Origin of the sequence: Pseudomonas morbosilactucae (genome assembly GCF_023241665.1) — a bacterium.
GTDB lineage: Bacteria > Pseudomonadota > Gammaproteobacteria > Pseudomonadales > Pseudomonadaceae > Aquipseudomonas > Aquipseudomonas morbosilactucae.
On sequence record NZ_JALQCX010000107.1, the window covers coordinates 1 to 884 of the forward strand.

Consider the following 884-nt stretch of genomic DNA (forward strand, 5'->3'; position numbering starts at 1 on the left):
GTTGGTTCCCCTGGCCCTGGCCATCCCACTTTGAAATGGCGTCACCGCCAGGCACGCCGGGGCTTCGCCCATCTGGCCCGCCAGTGCCGCACGGCCGGCGGCGATCGCGCTTTCTGCAGCGGCACCAACTGGCCCCGGGTTGGTGCTGGTCATTCCGTCCAATCCGGTCAGGCGCTGGGCTGTGCTGGCCAGCTCACCGCCGGCCAGCTCCTGGGCCGCTGACAGCTCGCCCATCCATTGCGTTGCCTGCTCAGGCCAGCGCATGGTCACCGGTGCCCAGGAGTTCACTGTTCACCGTCCCATGTCACGGCCGCCAGTGCGTCCATGTCGGCGTTGGCCAGCGCTTCGTCCAGCTTCTGTTTGAGCCCGTTGGCCTTCTGCAGCAACTGCAGCTTGTACAGTGTGAAGTCGTCCCCCACCTGGCGCAGCTGCGCGGCGGTGTGCGGTCGAAAGTCCTTCACGCCTTCCGTGTCACGGCAGGCATAGAGGCTGTCAGCCCCGGCCAAAATGACGCCGGTCAGGTTCAATTGGTCATCCAGTTGACTGCCGTACTGGTGAGCTGTGCCCAGGGCTTCGGACCAGAACCCGGCGGTGATTTCGGTTTCGCAGGCGTAGTTGATTGACTGGGTTTTGCTGCTGTAGAGCACGTCCAGGGAAACGCCACGGCGCGATACCACGGGCACACCTTCGTCATTCAGCGCAACTTCTTGGCCGACGAGTTCCAGGTACTTGCCGTAGGTGATTTCAATCGCATCACGGGGGAATGTCAGGTTGAGGTCTGACCGGTAGAGCCCTTGGCTCTCGGGGCAATAGGCGTATTTCATGCGTGTTTAACGTCCGAGGATGAACCAGTGGGTGGGGTAGTCGATGCCTGATGAGTCGTA

At 62.4% G+C, this 884-nt stretch carries 1 protein-coding gene and 1 pseudogene; both read right to left on the reverse strand.

The genetic code is table 11. The features are described 5' to 3' along the window. Positions 1-264 (reverse strand): annotated as a pseudogene (locus tag M1B35_RS31810) (hypothetical protein); the annotation flags it as partial. A gap of 20 nt (positions 265-284) precedes the next feature. Next, positions 285-824, reverse strand: a complete 540-nt coding sequence (locus M1B35_RS31815) for a DUF4376 domain-containing protein (protein WP_268264068.1) — start codon at positions 822-824, stop codon at positions 285-287. Positions 825-884 lie beyond the last annotated feature (60 nt).

Coding starts and splice junctions, on each gene's coding strand:
- M1B35_RS31815 (WP_268264068.1), bottom strand. CDS start 824: ATGAAATACGCCTATTGCCCCGAGAGCCAAGGGCTCTACCGGTCAGAC.